The organism is Amycolatopsis sp. NPDC102522 (assembly GCF_055584485.1).
The window spans coordinates 59,411-82,007 of sequence record NZ_JBVJLY010000014.1; the positions used below are offsets into that span (position 1 = coordinate 59,411).

20 protein-coding genes are annotated in these 22,597 nt (G+C 68.3%); 6 read left to right on the forward strand and 14 right to left on the reverse strand.

Going from position 1 to position 22,597, the window contains the following annotated elements; translation table 11 throughout:
- Positions 1-63 precede the first annotated feature (63 nt).
- A complete protein-coding gene (gene ileS, locus ACZ6YV_RS28510) occupies positions 64-3,234 on the reverse strand; it encodes an isoleucine--tRNA ligase (protein ID WP_465512529.1) in 3,171 nt (1,056 codons plus the stop codon).
- Positions 3,235-3,508: 274 nt separating this feature from the next.
- On the opposite strand from ileS, the gene ACZ6YV_RS28515 reads away from it, so the two are divergent.
- The 3 genes from ACZ6YV_RS28515 to ACZ6YV_RS28525 all read left to right on the forward strand — a co-directional run bounded on the left by ACZ6YV_RS28515 (position 3,509) and on the right by ACZ6YV_RS28525 (position 6,737).
- Positions 3,509-4,189: a hypothetical protein gene (locus ACZ6YV_RS28515; RefSeq protein ID WP_465512530.1), complete on the forward strand. Its 681-nt coding sequence runs from the start codon at positions 3,509-3,511 to the stop codon at positions 4,187-4,189.
- 169 nt (positions 4,190-4,358) lie between these two features.
- Positions 4,359-4,889 (forward strand): GNAT family N-acetyltransferase, encoded by a 531-nt coding sequence (locus ACZ6YV_RS28520; RefSeq protein ID WP_465512531.1) that lies wholly within the window; start codon positions 4,359-4,361, stop codon positions 4,887-4,889.
- 30 nt (positions 4,890-4,919) lie between these two features.
- On the forward strand, positions 4,920-6,737 hold the full coding sequence (locus ACZ6YV_RS28525) for an FUSC family protein (RefSeq protein WP_465512532.1): 1,818 nt from the start codon (positions 4,920-4,922) through the stop codon (positions 6,735-6,737).
- Here ACZ6YV_RS28525 and ACZ6YV_RS28530 read toward each other — a convergent pair.
- The 11 genes from ACZ6YV_RS28530 to ACZ6YV_RS28580 form a co-directional block, all read right to left on the reverse strand.
- Positions 6,734-7,354 carry a hypothetical protein gene (locus ACZ6YV_RS28530; RefSeq protein WP_465512533.1) on the reverse strand — a complete coding sequence of 207 codons (621 nt, stop codon included), beginning with the start codon at positions 7,352-7,354 and terminating at the stop codon, positions 6,734-6,736. The genes ACZ6YV_RS28525 and ACZ6YV_RS28530 overlap by 4 nt on opposite strands.
- A gap of 130 nt (positions 7,355-7,484) precedes the next feature.
- On the reverse strand, positions 7,485-8,348 hold the full coding sequence (gene wag31, locus ACZ6YV_RS28535; protein WP_465512534.1) for a DivIVA-like cell division protein Wag31: 864 nt from the start codon (positions 8,346-8,348) through the stop codon (positions 7,485-7,487).
- Between the two features lie 54 nt (positions 8,349-8,402).
- The gene (locus ACZ6YV_RS28540; protein WP_005155180.1) at positions 8,403-8,678 is read right to left on the reverse strand and encodes a YggT family protein; all 276 of its coding nucleotides are present in this window, start codon (positions 8,676-8,678) and stop codon (positions 8,403-8,405) included.
- Positions 8,679-8,792: 114 nt separating this feature from the next.
- Positions 8,793-9,407 (reverse strand): cell division protein SepF, encoded by a 615-nt coding sequence (locus ACZ6YV_RS28545; RefSeq protein ID WP_465512535.1) that lies wholly within the window; start codon positions 9,405-9,407, stop codon positions 8,793-8,795.
- Between the two features lie 82 nt (positions 9,408-9,489).
- The gene (locus ACZ6YV_RS28550; protein WP_465512536.1) at positions 9,490-10,221 is read right to left on the reverse strand and encodes a YggS family pyridoxal phosphate-dependent enzyme; all 732 of its coding nucleotides are present in this window, start codon (positions 10,219-10,221) and stop codon (positions 9,490-9,492) included.
- On the reverse strand, positions 10,218-10,925 hold the full coding sequence (gene pgeF / locus ACZ6YV_RS28555; protein WP_465512537.1) for a peptidoglycan editing factor PgeF: 708 nt from the start codon (positions 10,923-10,925) through the stop codon (positions 10,218-10,220). The genes ACZ6YV_RS28550 and pgeF overlap by 4 nt, the downstream gene beginning before the upstream one ends.
- A 192-nt stretch (positions 10,926-11,117) precedes the next feature.
- Positions 11,118-12,437 carry a cell division protein FtsZ gene (gene ftsZ, locus ACZ6YV_RS28560; protein ID WP_465512538.1) on the reverse strand — a complete coding sequence of 440 codons (1,320 nt, stop codon included), beginning with the start codon at positions 12,435-12,437 and terminating at the stop codon, positions 11,118-11,120.
- 250 nt (positions 12,438-12,687) lie between these two features.
- Positions 12,688-13,458 carry an anti-sigma factor gene (locus ACZ6YV_RS28565; RefSeq protein WP_465512539.1) on the reverse strand — a complete coding sequence of 257 codons (771 nt, stop codon included), beginning with the start codon at positions 13,456-13,458 and terminating at the stop codon, positions 12,688-12,690.
- A complete protein-coding gene (gene sigK, locus ACZ6YV_RS28570) occupies positions 13,455-14,066 on the reverse strand; it encodes an ECF RNA polymerase sigma factor SigK (protein ID WP_465512540.1) in 612 nt (203 codons plus the stop codon). The genes ACZ6YV_RS28565 and sigK overlap by 4 nt, the downstream gene beginning before the upstream one ends.
- On the reverse strand, positions 14,059-14,799 hold the full coding sequence (locus ACZ6YV_RS28575; protein WP_465512541.1) for a DUF1365 domain-containing protein: 741 nt from the start codon (positions 14,797-14,799) through the stop codon (positions 14,059-14,061). Before ACZ6YV_RS28575 ends, sigK begins: the two co-directional genes overlap by 8 nt.
- Positions 14,793-16,070, reverse strand: coding sequence for an NAD(P)/FAD-dependent oxidoreductase (locus tag ACZ6YV_RS28580; protein ID WP_465512652.1), 1,278 nt, complete (start codon positions 16,068-16,070; stop codon positions 14,793-14,795). Before ACZ6YV_RS28580 ends, ACZ6YV_RS28575 begins: the two co-directional genes overlap by 7 nt.
- Positions 16,071-16,157: 87 nt before the next feature.
- On the opposite strand from ACZ6YV_RS28580, the gene ACZ6YV_RS28585 reads away from it, so the two are divergent.
- Positions 16,158-17,429 carry a class I SAM-dependent methyltransferase gene (locus tag ACZ6YV_RS28585; RefSeq protein ID WP_465512542.1) on the forward strand — a complete coding sequence of 424 codons (1,272 nt, stop codon included), beginning with the start codon at positions 16,158-16,160 and terminating at the stop codon, positions 17,427-17,429.
- The gene (locus ACZ6YV_RS28590; RefSeq protein WP_465512543.1) at positions 17,429-18,202 is read left to right on the forward strand and encodes a DUF1295 domain-containing protein; all 774 of its coding nucleotides are present in this window, start codon (positions 17,429-17,431) and stop codon (positions 18,200-18,202) included. Before ACZ6YV_RS28585 ends, ACZ6YV_RS28590 begins: the two co-directional genes overlap by 1 nt.
- A 92-nt stretch (positions 18,203-18,294) precedes the next feature.
- On the opposite strand, the gene ACZ6YV_RS28595 is transcribed toward ACZ6YV_RS28590, so the two are convergent.
- On the reverse strand, positions 18,295-18,804 hold the full coding sequence (locus ACZ6YV_RS28595) for a DinB family protein (protein WP_465512544.1): 510 nt from the start codon (positions 18,802-18,804) through the stop codon (positions 18,295-18,297).
- Between the two features lie 219 nt (positions 18,805-19,023).
- Between ACZ6YV_RS28595 and ACZ6YV_RS28600 the strand changes: the two genes are divergently transcribed.
- Positions 19,024-20,343, forward strand: coding sequence for a wax ester/triacylglycerol synthase family O-acyltransferase (locus ACZ6YV_RS28600; protein ID WP_465512545.1), 1,320 nt, complete (start codon positions 19,024-19,026; stop codon positions 20,341-20,343).
- 800 nt (positions 20,344-21,143) lie between these two features.
- On the opposite strand, the gene ACZ6YV_RS28605 is transcribed toward ACZ6YV_RS28600, so the two are convergent.
- A complete protein-coding gene (locus tag ACZ6YV_RS28605) occupies positions 21,144-22,535 on the reverse strand; it encodes a class II 3-deoxy-7-phosphoheptulonate synthase (protein ID WP_465512546.1) in 1,392 nt (463 codons plus the stop codon).
- Between the last annotated feature and the right edge of the window lie 62 nt (positions 22,536-22,597).

The window sequence follows — 22,597 nt, forward strand, 5'->3', positions numbered from 1 at the left end:
ATGAATGGGACTTTCATTGCAAATTTTGCAATGAAAGTCCCATTCATCTCATGTGTGCGAGGGTCAGGCCTTGGCGACCGCCACGGTCACCTTGGTGCCCTCCCCGACCGTCCCGGCCGAGCCGTCGGCGACGTCGCCGTAAGCCACCGAAGTCGCCAGCGTCTCCGAAGCGATGAACCCCTCGTGCGTCTTCGCGGCGGTGACCACGTCTTCCGGCGCGTCTACCGTCAGCGCGATCCGGTCGGCGACGTCGAGTCCGGCGTCACGGCGGGCCTGCTGCACGACCCGGACCAGGTCACGGGCCAGACCTTCGGCCGCCAGCTCGTCGGTCACCTCGGTGTCGAGCAGCACCAGCCCGGCCCCGCCGGGCAGTTCCGCGGCCGCGCCGCCGCCCTTGGCGACCAAACGCCGGTCGTACTCGCCTTCGACGAGCTCGATCCCGGCGGCCACGACGGCGCCGCTCTCCGACGTCGTCCACTCGCCCGCCTTGACGGCCTTGATCACCGTCTGGACGTCCTTGCCCAGCCGCGGTCCGGCGGCGCGGGCGTTCACCGCGACCTCGAAACCGCCGTGGGCGGCGACGTCCGTGGTCAGCTCGACGGACTTGACGTTGACCTCGTCGCGCAGGATGTCGGTGAACTCGCGCAGCGAGTCGGCCTCGTGCGCGGCGACGACCAGCTTGGCCAGCGGCAGCCGCACCCGCAGCTTGTTCGACTTCCGCAGCGAAAGCGCCGAAGACGCCACCTGGCGCACCCGGTCCATCGCCGTCACCAGCGCCGCGTCGGCGGGCAGGTCCAGCGAGTTCGGCCAGTCGGCCAGGTGCACCGAACGGCCACCGGTCAGCCCGCGCCAGACGACCTCGGTGGTCAGCGGCAGCAGCGGCGCCACCACCCGCGACGTCACCTCCAGCACGGTGTGCAGGGTGTCGATCGCGTCCTGCTCGCCCGCCCAGAACCGGTCGCGCGACCGGCGCACGTACCAGTTCGTGAGCACCTCGAGGAAGTCACGGACGGTCGAGCACGCACCGGCGACGTCGTAGGTGTCGAGAGCGTGCTCGACGTCGGTCACCAGTTCGTGCGTCTTCGCCAGCACGTACCGGTCGAGGACGTGCTTCGAGTCCGTGCGCCACTGGCCTTCCACACCCTCGGCGTTCGCGTAGAGCGCGAGGAAGTAGTACGAGTTCCACAGCGGCAGCACGGCCTGGCGGACGGCGTCGCGGATGCCCTTGTCGGTGACGACCAGGTTCCCGCCGCGCAGGATCGGGCTCGCCATCAGGTACCAGCGCATCGCGTCGGAGCCGTCGCGGTCGAAGACCTCGTTGACGTCCGGGTAGTTGCGCAGCGACTTGGACATCTTCTGGCCGTCCGAGCCGAGCACGATCCCGTGCGAGATGCAGGTGCGGAACGCCGGCCTGTCGAACAGCGCGGTCGCCAGCACGTGCAGCAGGTAGAACCAGCCGCGGGTCTGCCCGATGTACTCGACGATGAAGTCGCCCGGATAGTGGTGCTCGAACCATTCGGTGTTCTCGAACGGGTAGTGCACCTGGGCGTACGGCATCGACCCCGAGTCGAACCAGACGTCGAACACGTCCTCGATCCGGCGCATGGTGGACTTCCCGGTCGGGTCGTCCGGGTTGGGCCGGGTCAGCTCGTCGATGAAGGGCCGGTGCAGGTTGTCCAGCCGGACACCGAAGTCGCGCTCGATCTCTTCGAGCGAGCCGTAGACGTCCGTGCGCGGGTACGCCGGGTCGTCCGACTGCCACACCGGGATCGGTGTGCCCCAGTACCGGTTTCGGGAGATCGACCAGTCGCGGGCGTTCTCCAGCCACTTGCCGAACTGGCCGTCCTTGACGTTCTCCGGGTACCAGGTGATCTGCTGGTTCAGCTCGATCATCCGGTCCTTGAACTCGGTCACCGCGACGAACCACGACGAGACGGCGCGGTAGATCAGCGGGTTCCGGCAGCGCCAGCAGTGCGGGTACGGGTGCTCGTAGGTCTCGTGGCGCAGCAGCACCGCGCCCTGACGGCCGGCCGATCCGGTGCCGTTCTTGAGATCCTTGATGATGTTCGGGTTGGCGTCGAACACCTGCTGGCCCGCGTAGTCCGAGACGGTGGCGTCGAACTTGCCCTGCGCGTCGACGGGGGTGACCGGGACGATGCCGACCGCGTCGGTGACGGCCTTGTCCTCTTCACCGTAGGCGGGCGCGATGTGGACGACACCGGTGCCGTCCTCGGTGGTGACGTAGTCCGCGGACAGCACGCGGTGCGCGTTCTCGTGCCCGGCGAAGTACGGGAACGGTGGGGCGTAACGGGTTCCGAGCAGTTCGGTACCGGTGTAGTGCCCGACGACCGTCGGCTCCTCACCGAGCTCGCGAGCGTACGAGGCGACACGCGCTTCGGCGAGCAGGAACCGCTTGCCTTCCTGCTCCTCGGATTCCACCACGACGTAGCGCACGTCGGGGTGCACCGCGGTCGCGAGGTTGGACGGCAGCGTCCACGGGGTCGTGGTCCAGATCAGCAGGTAGGTGCCGTCGAGCTCGTTGTCGTTGCCCTCCATGCGGAAACCGACCGTGACGGCCGGGTCCTGGCGGCTGGCGTAGACCTCGTCGTCCATGCGCAGCTCGTGGTTGGACAGCGGGGTCTCATCGCGCCAGCAGTAGGGCAGGACGCGGTAGCCCTCGTAGACCAGGCCCTTGTCCCACAGCTGTTTGAAGGCCCAGATGACCGACTCCATGTAGGACAGGTCGAGCGTCTTGTAGTCGTTGTCGAAGTCGACCCAGCGAGCCTGGCGGGTGACGTATTCCTGCCACTCGCCGGTGTAGCGCAGCACGGATTCGCGGCAGGCGTCGTTGAAGACGTCGATGCCCATCGCGTCGATCTCGGACTTCTCGGTGATCCCGAGCTGGCGCATCGCCTCGAGCTCGGCGGGCAGGCCGTGCGTGTCCCAGCCGAAGCGGCGCTCGACGCGCTTGCCCTTCATGGTCTGGTAACGCGGCACCAGGTCCTTCACGTACCCGGTGAGCAGGTGACCGTAGTGCGGGAGACCGTTGGCGAACGGCGGGCCGTCGTAGAAGACGTACTCGTTCGAGCCGTTGACGCCGGGGTCGCGGGCGTCGATGGAGGCCTGGAAGGTCCGATCGGATTCCCAGTACGCGAGGACGCGCTTTTCCGACTCGGGGAACGAAGGCTGGGACGGGACCCCGGTCTCGCCGTCCACCTGTGCCTTGGGATACATCTTCAGTGCTCCTCGCGGTTCGTCTCTCTCGTACGGGCTTTCACCCACACGGGGACGAGACGGCCGTTTCCGGCGCGTTCCGCGGTACCACCCCGCTTGCCCGGCCGGTGGTGTTCCGGCTGGGCCGCTCATTCGACGGCTGTGACGGGCCGTACCCGTCCGGTTCTACTGAGGGTGTGAGCCCTGTTCTTCCGGAGGCTCCCCGGTGATAGCCGGATCGGTGCCAGTTGGTTCAAGGGTAGCGCGCGAGGGCAACCGGGTTGTCCGGGGTGGGGTGGAAACCCGGAGGCGGCGGGCGGGTGCCGCGATCAGGCTGCCGCCAGGCCCCGCTTCGGACCACGCTTCCCGCGCGCTGGAAATCGCCGCGCGGTTCGACGCCCGCAACGGGAGCTCCGTCCCGGAGACCGTGGAGGAGCTGGCGTCCCGGGCCGAACGCAACGCGGACGATCCGAAGTTCGCGACCGCGATGTGGGACCGGTTCGACGAACTCCTGCCGAACCCCGAAGGCGTTCTGCTCGCCCGCCGCCTCGCCGGTTCCGGCGACCTCGCCAGGGCGGCGGACCTGTTCGGCTCGCTGGGCGACGAAGTACGCCGACAGGCCGTGCTCTCGCGGATCACCTCCACTGGTGTCTCTGAACCACAAGCATGCATCGACCGTCTGGCCACACTGAGCTTGGCGCAGGATCCCTTGCCTGGCTTGACGTTCGTCCGCGAGGCCGTCGACCGCTTCCAGTCGGAGTTCGACTACGTGAACGCCGCCCGCGTCCGGCTGATGGCGGTGTGGATCTTGGCCTTCACCGGGGACTCGAAGGCCGCGCTCGACCTGAGCGGCGAGTGCGACGCTGTCGGCGGGAACCATGAGGTGCAGGGCGAGATGCTGTACACCCACGGAAAGCTCTCGCAGGCGCTCGGCGATCTCGACGATCGACGAGGCCGCCGAAGACGGTCGGACTGAATTCGCCCCCTTCACGGGGATGAGCGCCGCGGAACGGCGGCAGGTCAGCACCTTGCCGTCCACGATCGCGATTCGGGTGCGTCGTGCTCGGATCCGTGACAGGTTTGTCTCCGTGCCGGACGATCATCACGCAGCGACATCGAACAGGCCGAAGCCGGATGTTCGTATCGTGCAGCTGACTGGACCCACGTTCGACTCGCTCGCTCGCGGCGATCTGGCCGGAGCGACCGCGACCAGCCCGGTACCGCTGACGACCTACCTGGCCGGGCCGAACCGGCGTGGGCTGTGGCAGAGGCGCAGCAGGCAGGTCGCGGCGGATCCTGGCTGTGCGGCCTGGGTCACCGGCATCATCTGGGATCAGCAGCAACAGTCGGCCGTCGGAACAGCCGGCTACCACGGCCCTCCCGACATGGCGGGGATGGTGGAGATCGGCTATGCCGTCGACCCGTTGCACCGCCGACGCGGTTACGCGAGGGCGGCACTGGAGTTGTTGCTGGCGCGGGCTGTCAGGGAGCCTCAGGTGCACACCGTCCGGGTCACGATCGGCCTCGGCAATACTGCCTCTTACCGGCTGGCATCGCAGTACGGCTTCGTCAAGGTCGGCGAACAGTGGGACGACGAGGACGGGCTGGAGATCATCTACGAGATCCCGGCGGACCACCGCCCGGGTCCGAGTTGCCGTCCCCGCCGACGCCTCTAGGTTGACGGGTATGTCGATCTACGGGGCCCGATGAAAGGGCCCGGACTCCTCCTCGTCCTGCTGGTGGTCCTCGGCGGTGTCAGCGGGCTCGGATTCCTGGCGGGACTGGGCAACGCGGCCGTCCTGGCGGCCCTCACCGCGCTCTTCTGCCTCATGGCGGCGGTCGGCGGGCCGCTTTGGGCGGATCTGCGGCTGCTGGCGTGGTTCGCTCCCGCGTTGATCCTCGCGGTCGGCGTGCCGCGGCTGCTGGGGGCGGTGTCGCAGTGGGCGGCGATCGGGCTGCTGGTGGTGATCGTGGTCGTCGCCGGGCTGCTGCCCGCGTTGGGGGCGCGGTTCGTCACTGTCGGGCTGGGACTCGGGATGGCGTCGCTGTTCGGCTACGGCTTCCAGCTGACGGGGACGGCTTCGGCGGGGCAGATCCTGGGCGCGCCCGCGCTCGCGGTGGGCGTCGTGCTCCTGCTGCGTGTGGTGATGGGCGCGAAGGACCCGGCCAAACCGACCCGTGACGCGCTGGCCGACGCGCTCGCGTCGAGCACCTCCGAAACGCAGGAGCGCGCGGCGAAACTGTGGCTCGCGGACCGGCCCCGTCGCTGGACTGCCAGGGTTCTCGGCGGAACGCTCCGGTACCGGGCGGCCACGGGACTGCTCGAAATCCGCCGGAAACGGCTGAACCACGAAGGAATCGGCGAAACGCTCGACGCGGCCAAGGAAGAAGCCGTCAGGCTCGCCGATGCCGTCCGGAACCCGGTAGCGCCGGACGACGTCGAGCCGGTGCGACGCAAGGAACCCGCCGAACTTCCCGGCGCCACGGCAAGGCTCGTCACCGCGCTTTGGGACTCCCTCGAAACCGTCCGGACCGCGGCGACCGAACGCGACGAGTCGCGTGTGGACGTTCCGAAAGGACTCCGGAAGGAACTACGCCGGATCGAGCTGAGCGGCGCGTTTTCCTGGCAGTCACCGCAGTTCCGGCACGCGCTCCGCTGCGGGCTCGGGGTGGCGCTGGCGCTCGTGGTCGCGAGTTTCCGGCCCGGCGACCCGCTCACCGTGTCCTTCCTGCTCGGCACGTTCGCGATCATGCAACCGGAATGGCGCGACAGTCTCAGCAAGGCCTGGCAGCGGATCGGCGGCTCACTCGGCGGCGCCGTCGTGCTCACCCTCGTCCTTTGGCTTCTGCCGCAAGGGTTTCTGCTGCCGATCGGGCTCGTGGCGCTGCTCGGCGGGTTCTCGTTCATGCAGACACAGCCGGCGGTGTTCAACGGCTGCATGGTCCTGATGTCGGTCGGCATGAACGCGACCACCAGACATCTCGACCCACGCTATGTGCTCGTCGAGTACCTGCTCCTGATGGTCCTCGCGGGCGCCATCGCCCTGCTGTTCGGTTTCGCCGCGATCCCCGGCGTCGCGAAACCCGGTCCGGTGGAACGGTTCGAGAGCGCCGTCGGCGCCACCCGCGCGCTGCTCGGCTCTGTGGGGCGGAAACTGCGCGGCGAGGATGTCGACCCGCGGACGCTCGGCCGCGAGTTCCGTACCGCCGCTGTCGCGCAACACGGTCTGGTCGCCGTGGAGCCGGGCACCAAGGAACCCGCACCCGGTCACCAGGACGCGCTGGAAAGCGCCGCCGAGGCTCTGCGCGGCCTATCCGTCACGGCGTCGTCGCTCTTGCTGCTGTCCGGATCGGCCGACGCGGCGGACGCCGTCGACGAGGCGGCGCGGACGCTCGGAACCGAAGAGGCGGCGGAGATTCCGGTGCCGCGAGACGCCGACGAAGAACAGCGCCTGGTGCTCGACACTATCGCCGCCGACGTGGTCGCGGTCGGCGAAGCGGCCCAGACGCTCAGGGACGTCTAGCTGTCTGTTTTGGTCTTGTCGCGGTGCTGCCCGGCGATATCCGCGTCGGGTGTGCACAGCGCGCACGGGGTGAACCCGAGCTGCCGCGCCTCACCGATACCGAGCGGGATCGTGTCCCGGCTTTCGAGCCACGCGCACGAAGTCACGTGATAACGCGGGTACTCGTCGACGACGACGACCTCGGTCTCGAGTTCGGAGACGATCGCCACATCCGCGGGATCGCTCTTCTCCTCGCCGGGATCGCCGTTGCGCTGAGGCTCGGGAGACTCGTCCGTGTCGCCCAGTTCACCGGCGGCGGGCATCAAGACGGTCTGCTCGGCGCCCTCGGGTTTTTTCTCGTCATCCGCGTCACTCTTTTCGGCCGGAGTCGAATCTTTGACCTCTTCCGAGTCTTCGGCGTCGGCCTCCTCGGAGTCAGACTCGGGCTCGGGCTCAGACTCGGCGCCGGCCTCGGCCGCGCGCTTCTTCCGGCGGCGCAGCCAGTCGAAGACGAGCAGCAACCCGGCGACGATGGAGAGACCGATGGAGATCCAAGCCCACAGGGAGTTCGCGGTGATGAGCGCCGCGACGAGCAGCCCCAGAGCCGCCAGTACCAGTACCAGGACGATGTAGAGCACGGTGAATTACAACACGAGCCGCAAGCGAAACGGCCCCGACCCTCCGGAGAGTGCCGAGGCCGTTCCACTGAGTAGAAATTTCAAGCACGGTAGAAATTTCACCAGCGTAGAAATTCGGGCCGGGTTAAAATCAGCCCGCTTCGGCCCGGGGGCCGAACGAGTAGCCCTGTCCGCCGCCCGAAGACGCCGCCGACTGCCCCGAGTTCGTCGAGGACGCCGACGCGGGAGCGGCCGAACCACGGTCGTCGAGCTCACGCAGCTGGGATTCGAGGAATCCGCGCAGCCTCGTGCGGTATTCCCGCTCGATCGTGCGCAGCTCTTCGATCTTCTTGCCCAGCGAGCCCTTCTCCGCGTTCATGCTGTTCATGGTTTCGGTGTACTTGCGCTGAGCCTCGCGCTCCATGGTCGTCGCCTTGTCGCGCGCCTGGCGCTCCAAGGTCTCGGCACGGGTCCTGGCGTCGTTCAGCATGGTCTCGGCGCGAGTACGCGCCTCGTTCACCATCGAGTCCGACTTCGACCGTGCGTCCGAAAGCAGCTGCTCGGACTTGGTCCGGGCTTCGGCGAGCATGCCGTCCGACTCGGTCTTGGCCTCGGCGGTGAGCCGGTCGGCCATTTCCTGCGCCAGTCCGAGCACCTTCGCGGCCTGGACGTTGGGCTCCCCGTTGTCCGGCACCATCGAGTGGGCCTGGGTCTGCTCCATCGCCGACTGCGGTGGTGGCACCGGCGCCAGGCGACGCGACGGCTCGTCGCGCACCTGTGGCGGCGGGCCGACTGCTCCCGCCTTGGCGTTCTCGAGCTCACCACGGGTGGTCTCGAGCTCGTTGTCGAGCTGTTCGACCTGCTGCCGCAGCTCGTTGTTGTCCTCGATCAACCGGGCAAGCTCGGTCTCCACCAGGTCGAGGAACGCGTCCACCTCGTCCTCGTTGTAGCCCCTTTTGCCTATGGGCGGCTTGCTGAACGCGACGTTGTGCACGTCAGCGGGGGTCAACGACATCAGATCACCTCACGCACTCCATGGCCTGCAGGTCCACCCGGGCTTCCCCGAAAATCACCCTGGCGTTGCCAGCTGCATCGCAAAGAACACAACCAACAGCAGCACCATAATCGATAAGTCCAGTCCGACGCCGCCGATTCGTACGGTCGGGATGATTCGTCTGAACAGACGAACCGGTGGGTCGGTCACTGTGTAGATGGTCTCCAGCGTTACCGCAACCCCTCCGGCAGGACGCCACTCGCGAGCGAAAGCACGCACGAGTTCGACGACGATCCGTGCCGTCAGCAGGAGCCAGAAGGCGAACAGCACGTACCAGACGACCAGCAACACAGCATTCACGTAACCACTCTGCCATGCCTCGCGTCAAAAGACGCAGTTGACGGGCACGAGATGCCGATGAGTCGACAAAATCACATCCGGCTGCGCTCAGCGGTCACCGGGTGATCAGCCGCGCAGGAATAATCCGCCTTCGGCAATCCGCCGACGGTCCTCCGCGGTGACGTCCACATCGGGCGGTGAGAGAAGGAACACCTTGTTGGTGACCTTGTCCATCGACCCGCGCAAAGCGAAAGCGAGCCCCGCGGCGAAGTCGACGAGACGCTTCGCGTCCGCGTTCTCCATCTCCGTGAGGTTCATGATCACCGGGATGCCTTCCCGGTAGTGCTCCCCGATCGCCCGCGCCTCGCCGTAGCTCGTCGGGTGCAACGTGGTGATCCGGCTCAACGGATCACGCACCGCGGCACGGACCGGCTCGGTGACCGGACGCAGCCGCGCGACCGGCTCCGGCTGGCGATCGATCGCCAGCGCCCCGTGGACCGCCGGCTCCGGACTGGCCACGGAGCGTGACCGAGGCCGGGACGCGGGCTCGTCATAAGTGTCATCGACGTCCCGGTAACGTCCACCTCGTGACCGGGCCGGTGGCTCGTCGTCGTAGTCGTACTCGTCGTCGGCATACTCTTTTGGGGCGTAGCCTCGCCGGTAGTCCTCTTCGACGTCATAGCCGTCTTCGTCCGCGGGCACCATCCCGAAGTAGGCCTTCAGCTTCTGCAGCGCGCTCATGCCTCTCCCTAGCCTTAGCCGCGTCCCGCACCGTACTCCCCCGCCCTCGCCGCCACTCCCCGTAACGACGAGACGGTATTCCCTAGGGCGAGGCTAAACCGCGTCCACCGAGCAACGCGGTTCCGACACGCACACAGGTCGAGCCGTGCGCTATCGCCTGTTCGAGATCATTGCTCATTCCGGCGGAGATCTCACGGGCATTTGGGTGGTCCTCCCGTAGACGCTCCGACGCACGAGCGAGCTTCTCGAACGCCTCTGAGGGGTCTGTACCCAGCGGAGCGACCGCCATAAGCCCTTGGAGACGGATATCACCCACATGGGCTATCCGCTCCGCCAACTGGTCCAGTTCGCTCACCCGAGTGCCCCCGCGCTTCGGATCGTCATCGAGACTTACTTGAATGAGGACGTCCAACGGGTGATCGCGTTGCCCGGAATCGAGCGCCGACCTGGTCGCCTTTCCCAGTGCGTCGGCCAGGCGCTCGGAGTCGACGGACTGGACCTCGTCGGCCCAGCGCACGACCGATTTGGCCTTGTTCCGCTGCAGACTGCCGACCATGTGCCAGCGGACGCGGGCGTCCGGGCGCAGACCGGCGACCTCTTCGGCCTTCGCCCCCGCCTCCTGATCACGGTTCTCGGCGAGGTCGAGCGCGCCGAGGTCGGCGAGCAGCGCGGCGTCGAGCGCCGGGAAGGTCTTGGTGACCGCGAGCAATTTCACTTCGTCGCGTTCCCGGCCCGCGGCCTTGCACGCGGCCGCTATCCGCTCTTCGACTTCGGCGAGGGAAGCGGCGAGCTCCCCCTTACGAGCGTCACTCACGACGCGTCCAGCCACGTGATCCCCGCGATCCGGCCGGTGGTGCCGTCGCGGCGGAAGCTGAACAGGGTCTTGTCTTCGTTGGTACAGCGCGGATCGAGGCCGATCTTGCCGACACCGAGGTCGGCCAGTTGCCGCCAGAGGCCAGCGCGCAGGTCGAGCCCCGGCGTTCCCTTGCGGGTTTTGCAGGCACTGCCGGGGACGTGCTTTTCGACGTCGGCGGCCATGTCTGCGGGGACTTCGTAGCAGTCGCCGCAGATCGCGGGACCGAGCAGCGCTTCGGTCCGGCCCGGTTCGGCACCGAGCGAACGCATCGCCTCGATCGCGGCGGGGACGACGCCGACCCTGGCGCCGACGCGGCCCGCGTGGACGGCGGCGACGACACCGGCTTCGGCGTCGGCCAGCATCAGGGGCACGCAGTCGGCGACGAGCACCACGAGCGCGAGACCGGACTGAGCCGTCACGAGCGCGTCGGTCGCTTCGGCGGCGGAGGTTTCCGAGCCGTCGACGACGGTGGCGGTGCGGCCGTGGACCTGTTCCATCCAGGCCAGCCTGTCCTCGGCGAGGCCGAGTTCGGTGGCGAGGCGCTTGCGGTTGGCGTAGACGTCGCCCGCGTCGTCACCGACGTGATCACCGAGGTTGAAGGTGTCGAAAGGCGGCCGGGAAGCCCCGCCGGCCCTGGTCGTGACAACCCGCCGTACCCGCAAAACAAGCCTCCCACGCCAAGGCGACCCGGCCGAGGTGACCACGGCTGAGGCGACCAAGGTCTTTTGATCTTTTGAAGTCGCGCCTTTTGGCCGACAGGCCCCGCCATCACGATGGCAGGGCGCCCCTTCGAGGAAATGTACCTTCCCTCTGAAAGAGCGCCCTGGCAGCGTGATGGCGGTAGCGCGATAAAACTAGCGCCGCATGAAGGGCGGCACGTCGACTTCGTCGTCCGAAGGGTCGTCGTGTACCGGGGTGGCGCGGCCGGGCAGGCTGCCGTGGGTCGAGTTCGACCCGATCGGCGAGTAGCCGCGCGAGCCGACGCCGGACTGCGGGAGCCCGCCGGACAGCGAGCCGTTGCCTTCGTTACGGGCGGGCATCGGCGAGTGGGTGCGCGGCGGCGCGACCGGGTAGCCGTTGGAACCGGTCGACGGCACCGGCGTGGCACCCGAAGGCGGGCTCTGCACCGGCGTCGCCCCGCCACCGTTGACCTGGCCCGCCTGCGCGGACGCGGTCGAGTTCGCCCGGGAGCCGAACGTCGACGGGTCGAGCTTCTTGTGGGTCGGCGTGCCGGCGTCGAAACCGGCCGCGATCACGGTGACCCGGACCTCGTCGCCGAGCGAGTCGTCGATGATCGTCCCGAAGATGATGTTGGCGTCGGGGTGCGCGGATTCCTGCACCAGCGACGCGGCCTCGTTGATCTCGAACAGGCCGAGGTCCGACCCGCCCGCGATCGACAGCAGCGCGCCGTGCGCCCCGTCCATCGACGCTTCCAGCAGCGGCGAGTTGATCGCCTTCTCCGCCGCCTGGATCGCCCGGCCCTCGCCGCGCGCCGAGCCGATGCCCATCAGCGCGGAACCCGCGCCGGACATGACGCTCTTGACGTCGGCGAAGTCCAGGTTGATCAGACCCGGCGTGGTGATCAGATCGGTGATGCCCTGGACACCCGAAAGCAGGACCTCGTCCGCGGAGCGGAAGGCGTCCATCAGCGAAACGCCGATGTCACCCAGCTGCAGCAGCCGGTCGTTCGGGATGACGATGAGGGTGTCGCATTCGTTGCGCAGCTGCTGGATGCCGTCTTCGGCCTGCTTGCTGCGGCGCTTGCCCTCGAAGGTGAAGGGGCGGGTTACGACGCCGATGGTCAGCGCGCCGAGTTTGCGGGCGATCTGGGCGACGACCGGCGCGCCACCGGTGCCGGTGCCACCGCCCTCACCCGCGGTCACGAACACCATGTCGGCGCCCTTGATGACCTCTTCGATCTCTTCGCGGTGGTCCTCAGCGGCCTTCTGCCCCACTTCGGGGGCGGCGCCGGCACCGAGGCCGCGGGTCAGTTCCCTGCCGATGTCGAGCTTGACGTCGGCGTCGGACATGAGCAGTGCCTGAGCGTCGGTGTTCACCGCGATGAACTCGACGCCCTTGAGGCCGACCTCGATCATGCGGTTGACGGCGTTCACTCCGCCGCCGCCGATACCGACGACCTTGATCACCGCAAGGTAGTTGTGCGGGGGCGTCATCGGGGCCGCCTTCCTGATCGTGTGTGCCCGTGCTGCCCGCCGGTCGCTGAACCTGGATCGAACCCTCGAGCTGAACCTCAGATTGAGAGTTATGTCAACTGCCGACGTTGAAGCAGGACGGTATGCACCAGGCAGGCTCGAATCCAGTAGCCACGCCGTGTGTCGCAAAGGTGTTTTGCCACAACATGTTCGCGGGCGCAAGAGCGAGACCCGGTCGCAGCGGCGAACGGCGGCCTGGTACAAGCGAAGATCAGGTGGGCATCGACATGACCATGACGACGTCGTTCGACGGCGATCCGGTCGCCGAACCGCCCGCCTGTTCGACGCTCAGCGCGAACTTCTCGGCCCCGCCGAGACCGTCGGCGACCAGCAGTGCACCGTCCTGACCACCGGAAATGAGCCCGGCGGGCTTGGGCGAGGTGCCCGGGTACATCAGCCACGCCTGGTACGTCCGGCCCGGATCGTTCTTCGGTAGCTGTGCCGCCATGAAGACGAGCCGGTCCTTCGCGCGCGACATCATCACGGTCCCGCCGCCCCCGGCGGAGGTCTCGGCGTGCCCGGTCCGGAGATCGGTGGCCGAAAGGACGTCGGCGACCGGGGCGTACCGGTCCGCGTACTGCGCGGCCCGTTCCCGCGCGGCGGTCAGCTGGGTGTGGTTGTCGTAGGCGATGCCGCCGAACACGGCGGTGCCCGCCAGGCCGACGACGGCCGCCGCGGCCGCGGCGATCGCCCAGCGCGGGGCGCGACGGCGGTCCTTGACGCGTTCTCCGGTTTCGAAGCGTGTCTTCGGCGGCTGTTGCCTGGTCGCCATCGCCTCCGCGAGCACCCGGCGCTTGAGTCCGGGCGGCGGGTCTTCGGCCAGCGCGGCGCCGAGCCGGGTCGCGGTCATCTGCAGTTCGAGGACCTCTTGAGCGCACGAAGCGCACTCCCCGAGGTGCCGCTGGAACTGGGCACGCTCCACTTCGGACAGCGCGTTGACGGCGTAGGCCCCGGTGAGCGTGTGCATTTCGGGCATGGTCATGCCGTCACCCCCAAACAGTCCCGGAGCCTGATCAGGCCGTCCCGGAGACGGGTCTTGATGGTCCCGTGCGGGGTCTGCAGTACCTCGGCGACCTCGCGATAGGTATAGCCCTGGTAGTAGGCGAGCAGCACGGATTCCCGTTGCAGCTCGGTGAGACTGGTCAGGCAGCGGCGCACCTGCGAACGTTCCCAGCGGGCCGCGACGGCCTCGGCCACCTCGTCGAAGGGCCGGGCACGGGCGGCCTCGAAGGTCGCTTTGACCTCACGATCCGAGCTGGCCCGTGCCGAGCGGACGCGGTCGACGGCACGGCGGTGCGCGAGCGTCATGGCCCAGTTCAAGGCGCTCCCCCGCTCCGGGGAGTAGCGCGTGGCCGTGCGCCACAACTCCACCATGACCTCCTGAGTGACCTCTTCGGACTGTGCGACGTCACGGAGGATCCGCCGCACCAGGCCGAGGACCGGGCCGGCGAGCCTGTCGTACAAGGCGTCGAAGGCCCTCTCGTCCCCCTTCGCTACCCGCACGAGCAGGTCCTCGGACGTCGGCCCCGCCGGTTCGCCGTCCGTCGCGGGAACGGGCGCCATCCGGCGCGGACGTGCCGATTCATCCATCAAGCCTGCCTCCGGCCGTCTGCGGCGTCCGTGGGGTCATCGGCGCCTTCTTCAACCACAGTTTGACCCCATGCCGCCGGATCAGCGCGGAGACCCGGTGCGGCATGAGGGGGCGGGTGATCAGCATGTGCACCAGCCACTTGGTGGTCGCGGGCCGCCGCACCCCGCGCAGCGACGCGGTCAACGGCGTCTGCCCGCCCTGACGGAGGGCGATCTTGACCGAGAGCAGGGACTCCGGCCGCGGCACCTTCATCCGGTACTCGCCGTCCATCGACTGGAACGGCGAGACGTAGAACTCCTTGTCCGCGAAGGCGTTCCCGTCCGCGTCGGGACGCAGGAGGTACGCGTGCCTGCCGCGGTAGGTGTTGTGGACCTCGGCGACGACGCATTCGAGTTCACCGTCGGGCCGGTGGCACCAGTAGAGGGTGATCGGGTTGAAGTTGTGCCCGAGCATCCGAGCGCCCGCGAGCATCAACACCCGACCGCCCTGGAGGTCGACGTCGCGCGCCGCGAGCCAGCGGTCCAATTTGGACCGGATGCTGGAGGTGTCCTCGGCCGCGAAGTGGTCTCGCGGGTCGAAGCGGGCGAAGGGGCGCAGCCACCACGGCAGCTTCGGTGGCTTGTCGAGATCGACGAGCCACAGATAGACACGGTGGGCGAACGAGATCGGCGGATCGTTGCGCCGGACATGCGCCACCGTGGAGTCGTAAAGCACGGCCATGACGGTCACCATCGCACTCCGAAGCTCTCGGCCGCGCGGACCCCGGACGCGCAGCCGTCCTCGTGGAACCCCCATCCCTGGTACGCGCCGGCGAAGGCGACCGTGCCGTCGTTGAGTTCCGGCAGACGGCGCTGGGCGGCCACGGATTCCGGCGTGTAGACGGGGTGTTCGTAGGTCATCTTGGCCAGCACCGAACCGTCTTCGGGGGCGGTGCCGGGGTTGAGCGTGACGACGTAGCCGGTCGGTTCGTCGAGCCGCATCAGGCGGTTCATGTCGTAGGACACCTGGACCGCGCCCGCGTTCGCGCCGCAGGCAGGCGTGGCGTAGTTCCAGCCCGCCCGCGCCGATTCCGCCGTCGGGAGCACACCGGTGTCGGTGTGCAGCCACGCCTCGTTGCTGGAGTACCGGAACGAGCCGAGGACGTCGCGCTCGGCCTCCGTCGGCGACGCGAGCAGCTTCAGCGCCTGGTCCGCGTGCGTGGCCAGGACGACCTTGTCGAGCCGGTGCCGGGTGTCGGCGTCGTCGCGGACTTCGATCCCCCGCCCGGTGCGCTTGACCGAGCGGACCGGCGTCGACAGGTGCACGGCGGTCAGCTGCTTGGCGGCCAGGTCGACGTACTCGCGTGAACCGCCGACGACGGTGCGCCAGCTCGGGGACCCGCCGACCGACAGCATCCCGTGGTTGCGCAGGAACTCGAACAGGTAGCGCGCCGGATACTTCAGCGTGTCGTCGCGGTCGGCCGACCAGACCGTCGAGACGACCGGGAGCATGAAGTGGTCGACGAAGTACTTCGTGTACCCGCCGATGGCGAGGAACGCGCCGAGGGTGACGTCCCCGGCCTCGGGCGATTCGAGTACGCGCGTCGCGTGCCGGTGGAAGCGCTTGACGTCGGCGAGCATCCGCAGGTAGCGCCCGCGGGCGACGTTGCGGGGCTGGGCGAACAGGCCTTTCAGCCCCTTGGCTCCGGCGTACTGGAGGCCACAGCCGTCGCAGCGGATGCTCATGGACATCTCGGTGTCGCGGGTGGCGACGCCCAGTTCGGCGAACAGGCGGAGCAGGTTCGGGTAGGTGCGCTCGTTGTGCACGATGAACCCGGAGTCGACGCCGACGGTGCCGCCGTGCGCGCTCGGGACGTCGTGGGTGTGCGCGTGCCCGCCCAGCCTGTCGTCGGCTTCGAACAGCAGCACTTCGTAGCGGCGTTGCAGCAGGTAGGCGGCCGTGAGGCCGGCCACGCCGCTGCCGATGACTCCGATGCGTAGACCCTTGGTGTGCACGAAAGGCATTCGGAACAGGGGCCGGGCCGGATTGGACCGGGTGAACCGGGGCATCATCCGACCCATCCTTTTCCTGTCCGGGGTCGAATGACGACTATGCCGAACAGTCCCGCGTCTCGCCTAGCCCCGTTCGTCGAGCGGCTCCTCGGTGGCTCGCTCCCGGTCGGTCTCCGTACCTGGGACGGCGAACGCGCCGGTCCACCGGATGCCCCGACCGTGGTCCTCCGCAACCGGCGCGCGCTGCGCCGTCTCCTCTACGCTCCCGGGGAACTGGGCCTGGCCAGGGCCTATGTCTCCGGGGATCTCGACGTCGAGGGCGACCTCGCCGACGGATTCCGCCGCATCTGGGCGCTGACCCGCTCGGGTGCCGTGCGCGGGGCGAAGCTCGGCCCGCGCGAGTGGGCCGAAGCGCTCCGGCTCGCGGTGGGTCTCGGCGTCGTCGGGCCGCCGCCCAAGCCGCCCGCCGAGGAGGCCCGGCTGTCCGGGAAGCTGCACACCCTGCTCCGCGACAGGTCGGCGATCGCGCACCACTACGACCTCAGCAACGCCTTCTACCAGCTGCTGATGGACGAATCGATGGCCTACTCGTCGGCGTACTGGACGTCCGAGGAGGACGGCTACGACCTCGAACAAGCGCAGTGGGACAAGCTCGAACTGATCTGCCGCAAGCTCGGCCTGCGGCCGGGGATGCGGCTGCTCGACGTCGGCTGCGGCTGGGGCTCGCTGCTGGTGCACGCGGCGAAACACCACGGCGTGACCGCGGTCGGCATCACGCTTTCGGCGGAACAGCTCCAGCACATCCGGAGCCGCCTCGCCCAGCACGACCTGGAGGATCGCGTCGAGGTCCGTCGTCAGGACTATCGGGAGCTGACCGACGAGCCGTTCGACGCCGTTGCCACCATCGAGATGGGCGAGCACGTCGGCGAGGAGAACTACCCCGAGTACACGCGGACGCTGTACCGGATGCTCAAGCCCACCGGACGGCTGGTCCTGCAGCAGATGTCGCGCGGCGCGGTGGCGCCGGGCGGCGGCGCGTTCATCGAGCGCTACATCGCCCCCGACATGACGATGCGGCCGTTGAGCCGCACGCTCGGGCATCTGGAGACCGCCGGCTTCGAGATCCGCGACGTCCACGCGCTGCGCGAGCATTATGTGCGTACGGTCCGGGCATGGGAGAAAACGCTCGAGAGCAACTGGGACGATGTCGTGGCGCTGATCGGTGAGTCCGGCGCGCGGGTCTGGCGGCTCTACCTCGTCGGCGGCGCGCTCGCGTTCGAGGAGAACCGGATGGGCGTGGACCAGATCCTCGCGGTCCGTGCGTCGGATCAGGGCTTGAGCGCGCTGCCCGCCACCCGGGAGTGGTCCTGATGTCCCTCGGGGGGACCCTCGCGGTCACGGCGGGCACGACTCTCGTGGCCTTCGTCGTCACCTTCGGCATCGCGCTGTGGCGCAAGCGGTACGACACCGTCGACACGCTCTGGGGGCCGGGCTTCGCGCTCGTCGCGCTGGTCGCGGCCCCGCTCGGGGACGGGTCGGTGGCCTTGCGCGTGGCCACCGCGCTGCTGACCGCGGTCTGGGGGGTGCGTCTCGGCGTCCACCTCCACCTGCGCAACCACAAACTGCCCGAAGACCCGCGCTACGTGCGGATGGCCGAGAGCGCCGGCCCGAATCCGGCGCTCAAGCTGTTCGTCCGCGTGTACCTGGTCCAGGCGGTGGTGCTCTGGTTCGTCTCGCTGCCGGTCCAGTTCGCGATGTACGGCGACTCCTTCGGGGTGACGGCGTGGCTCGGTGTCGCGGTGTGGCTGGTCGGCTTCGGGTTCGAGACTGTCGGCGACGACCAGTTGCGCCGCTTCAAGGCCGATCCGCACAACAAGGGGAAGGTCCTCGACAGCGGGCTGTGGCGCTACACCCGGCATCCCAACTACTTCGGGGACGCGTGCGTCTGGTGGGGCCTGTACCTGCTGGCGTGTTCGAGCTGGGTGGGAGCGGCGACGATCCTGTCGCCGATCGCGATGACGTACACGCTGGCCAAGGGCACCGGAAAACCTTTGCTGGAGAAGGGTTTACAGCGTTCAAGGCCGGGATACGCGACGTACGTCGAGCGGACCAGCGGGTTCTTCCCGCTACCCCCTCGCCGCTGACGTGTCTCCTGAGGTCGGGCTGAGTGAGTGACCACCCGTACCGCGGCCCGGCTACGGAAATCCGACAGCGCGCTCAGGGAGACACCGCAAGCTCACTCCCCGGTGAGACCGTCGATCATTTCGCGCAACAGGTCGAGGTGGCCGGCGTGCCTGCCGGTCTCCTCGACCATGTGCGCGACCACGAACCGGACGTTGACCTCGCGATCCCCGCGGAAGGGGACCTTGTCGTCCAGGTCCATCCCCGCGACGATCTTGCGGCTCCGCTCGCATTCGGCCTCGTAGGCGGCGATCAGCTGATCGAGCGGGGTCTGCATGGCGACCCGGAACTCGGCGTCGGGGTCGGTTTCGAGAGCCTCCTTCCAGAGGTCCTCCTGCCCGTTGAGCACCACGTTGAACCAGTACTGCTCGACCAGGGTCAGATGCCCGAGCAGACCGGCGACGGTGGTCAGTTCGCTGGGCACGAGCGCCCGCCGGGCCTGCTCGTCGGTGAGGCCGGAGCACTTCCACACCACCGTGGCGCGAAGGAAGTCGAGAAAGCCGTTCAGCTGGGTGCGCTCGTCGCCGGTGAGCGGCGGTTCGGGACGCTTCGGTTCGTCGGTCATGGTCGTGCAGTCTGCCGGTTTCCTCCGATGATCCGCCAACGAGTTACCCCGCGACGCCCTGTCCACCATCTGCCGCAGAGCCGTGGTCCATGTCCGAACGTGATCCCATCGTTCGAGTGAAACCAACGGTAGTTAGCGCCCAGGAAACATGACGACCACCCGCCCGTCATGTCAGGCTGGTGCAGTTGTGCCCCTAGCCGGAGCGTCAAGGAAAGGCAGATGATGTCAGGCCTGCAGCTGAGCGCACTCGATGTCGCTTTCCTTTGCATGGAAAGCGAAACGACGCCCATGCACATGGGCGCGGTGGTCACCTTCCGCCCGCACGGGCAGGTGCACGCGCGCAAGCTGACAGCGCTGCTCGCCGAGCGGGCCGCGCTGCTCCCGAAGCTGCGCCAGCGCCCTCGCACCGCGCTGTTCCCGCCCGGCGCCGCCATCTGGGCCGAGGACCCGGATTTCGTTGCCAGTGAACATATTTCACATCACCACCTGAGCTCCCTGTACGAACCGGACCCGCTCTCCGCCTACGCGTCGCGCTGGATGGGACGGCCGCTCGACACCGGGAAACCCTTGTGGGACTTGCATCTCGTCACCGGCCTGCCGGACGGCGAGTTCGCGTTGCTGCTGAAATTGCACCACGCGCTGACCGACGGAGCGGGTGCGTACGCCGTCGCCGTCGGCCTGCTCGACGGGCTACCGCGAGTGGCGAAGCGCACGCACAGCGGCGCCGTCCCGCCCGCCCCACGCTCCCCTGTGGACGCGGTCAAGGACGCCCTCGGCACCACCCTGGCCCAGGCCGGGGAAACGGCCGGGATCGCCTCTTCCGTCGTCCGCGCGACCCGTTCGCCGCTGTCCCCGATCAGCGCGCCGCCGTCGACCGAACGACGGCTCGGTCTCGTCCGGCTGGACACCGGCGAGATCCGGCGGATCCGCCGGTCCCACGGCGGGACCGCCAACGACGTCGTGCTGGCGATCCTCTCCGGGGCCCTGCGCGAATGGATGATCAACCGCGGCCAGCGCGCCGACGACCGGACGCTGCGGGCGCTCATCCCGGTCAGCGTCCGCGGGCGGTCCGCCGAGCAACTGGGCGGCAACAAGCTGTCCGGCTATCTCTGCGACCTGCCTGTCGGCCTCGACGATCCGGTGGACCGGCTGAAGGCCGTCCAGCGCGAGATGAGCCGGAACAAGGCCGCGGGCCCGGCGCGTGGGGCAGGCGCGTTCCCGCTGCTCGCCAACCGGGTGCCGCCGATGCTGCACCGGCTCGGCAGCAAGGCCGCCGGGCTGGCCGCGCCGCTGCTGTTCGACCTCGTGGTGACCACGGTGCCGGTGCCGCCCAACCGGCTCACCCTCGACGGGACGAAGATCGAGAGCGTGTACCCGTTCGTGCCGCTGGCGCCGCGGCAGGCGATCGGGATCGCGGTGGCGACCTACCGTGACTCGGTCCACATCGGACTGCAGGCGAACGGGGCGGCGGTTTCGGACGTGGGCTCGCTGCGGGACGGCGTGCTCAAGTCGGCTTCGCGCCTTCTGGACACTGTTTAGCGAGTGACATGAAAGGCCCGTTCATTGCAAAATTTGCAATGAACGGGCCTTTCATGTCACTTGAGGGCCGGAGTGGCGCTGACGTGATGCGTCGCGAAAGCCACTTTCGGGACGTCCGGTGTCCCGAAAGTGGCTTTCGCGACACCTTGGGGCTGGGCCTCGGCGATCGTAGGCGCGCGAAGGCACATGTGGCGGATCAAAGTGAGGTGAAGGGGTCTTTCCTCGCATCGCATGCGGGGAAAGACCCCTTCACCTCGCGGCCGCTGGCTTACTGGCCGCCGCGGATGCGGATCGGGGTGAAGTGTCGGGTGTTCTTGTGGTTGATGTGACCGATGCGGCGGGTGAGGTGTCGGTCGGGGTGGTCGTGAGTGGCAAGTCGGCTTATTGAGGGGTAAGGCAAACCTGGCGTGTTTGTGGACGGTGTCGGTGACTCTGCGCGACACCGGGCCTGTGGCGTCGACTGTGTGGATTTTGGTGCGTTGGATGACCAGAAATCCACACAGTCCTGTCGTGACCGGACCGGTCACGACAGTCGGACAGGGAGGGTGTGTGGAAATAGGGACGTTGAGCGTCCCTATTTCCACACACTCCTCACCCTGAGTGACAACACGCGCCCTCGTCGACCCGACACCTTTGCTTACCCCTCAATAGAACACGAATTGCCACTCACGACCACCCTGCCCGGCGCGGCCCGACTTGGCCCGGCGCGGTCCGGTGGGTCGGCAGTGTTGTGAAAGGGCCTTTCATCGCAAATTTCGCAATGAAAGGCCCCTTCACAGCACTTGAGAAACCAGGAGGCGTCAGCCGCGCAGCATCTCCGCGACCAGGAACGCCAGCTCCAGTGACTGCTGCGTGTTCAGGCGCGGGTCGCAAGCGGTCTCGTACCGGCCGGCGAGGTCCAGATCCGAGATCTCCTGCGCGCCGCCGAGGCATTCGGTGACGTCCTCGCCGGTGAGCTCGACGTGGATGCCGCCCGGGTAGGTGCCGAGTTTGCGGTGCACCTCGAAGAAGCCCTGCACCTCATCCACGATCCGGTCGAAGTGCCGGGTCTTGTACCCGGTCGAAGACTCGTGGGTGTTGCCGTGCATCGGGTCGCACTGCCAGATGACCTTGTGCCCGGACGCCTCGACCTTCTCGACGATCGCGGGCAGCACCTCGCGGACCTTGCCGTTGCCCATCCGGGCGATCAGCGTCAGGCGGCCGGGCTCGTTGCGCGGGTCGAGCCGCCGGACGTACTCGACGGCCTGCTCGGGCGTGGTCGTCGGGCCGATCTTGAGGCCGATCGGGTTGGCCAGCAGTTCGGCGAAGGCGATGTGCGCGCCGTCGAGCTGCCGGGTCCGCTCGCCCACCCACAGGAAGTGCGAAGACAGGTTGTACAGCTTGGGGTTCGCCGCGTCCGCGCGGTCCATCCGCAGCATGGACCGCTCGTAGTCCAGGAGCAGCGCCTCGTGGCTGGCGAAGATCTCGGTGGACTGGAGCGAGGTGTCGGTGACGCCGCAGGCCGACATGAACCGCAGGCCGCGGTCGATCTCGGCGGCCAGCGCCTCGTAGCGCTCGCTGGCGGGCGAGGACTTCACGAAGTCCTTGTTCCAGTCGTGCACCTGGTGCAGATCCGCCATGCCGGCGCCGGTGAGCGCGCGGACGAGGTTCATCGCGGCGCCCGCGTTGGCGTAGGCGCGGATCATCCGGCCGGGGTCGGGCACGCGCAGTTCGGGCTTGGCGACGAGCGAGTTGATGATGTCGCCGCGGTACACCGGCAGGCCGAGCGCGTCGGTGCCCGCCGAACGCGGCTTCGCGTACTGGCCCGCGATCCGGCCCACCTTCACCACCGGCAGGCTCGCGCCGTAGGTGAGGACGACGGCCATCTGCAGCAGGGTGCGCAGGTTGGCGCGGATGTGCGGCTCGGTGTTCGACTCGAACGTCTCCGCGCAGTCACCGCCCTGCAGCAGGAACGCCTCGCCGCGGGCGACCATGGCGAGCCTGTCGGAGAGCCTGTCGATCTCGGCGGGGACGGTGATCGGCGGCACGCTCTCCAGCACTCCGCGGACACGTTTCGTCAGCTCGGGGTCCGGCCACTCGGGCTGCTGCGCGGCGGGCCGGGAAAGCGCGTCGTCGAGCCTGTCACGCAGCTCGGGAGGCAGAGGAGGCAGTTCGGGGAGCGTGTCGACGGGAACGTCCACTGTCCAGTTCACGCGCACCAGGATATGCCCGACCGAAAGCCGCCCGCCCACCGGGACGAAAGTCCCAAAAGGTG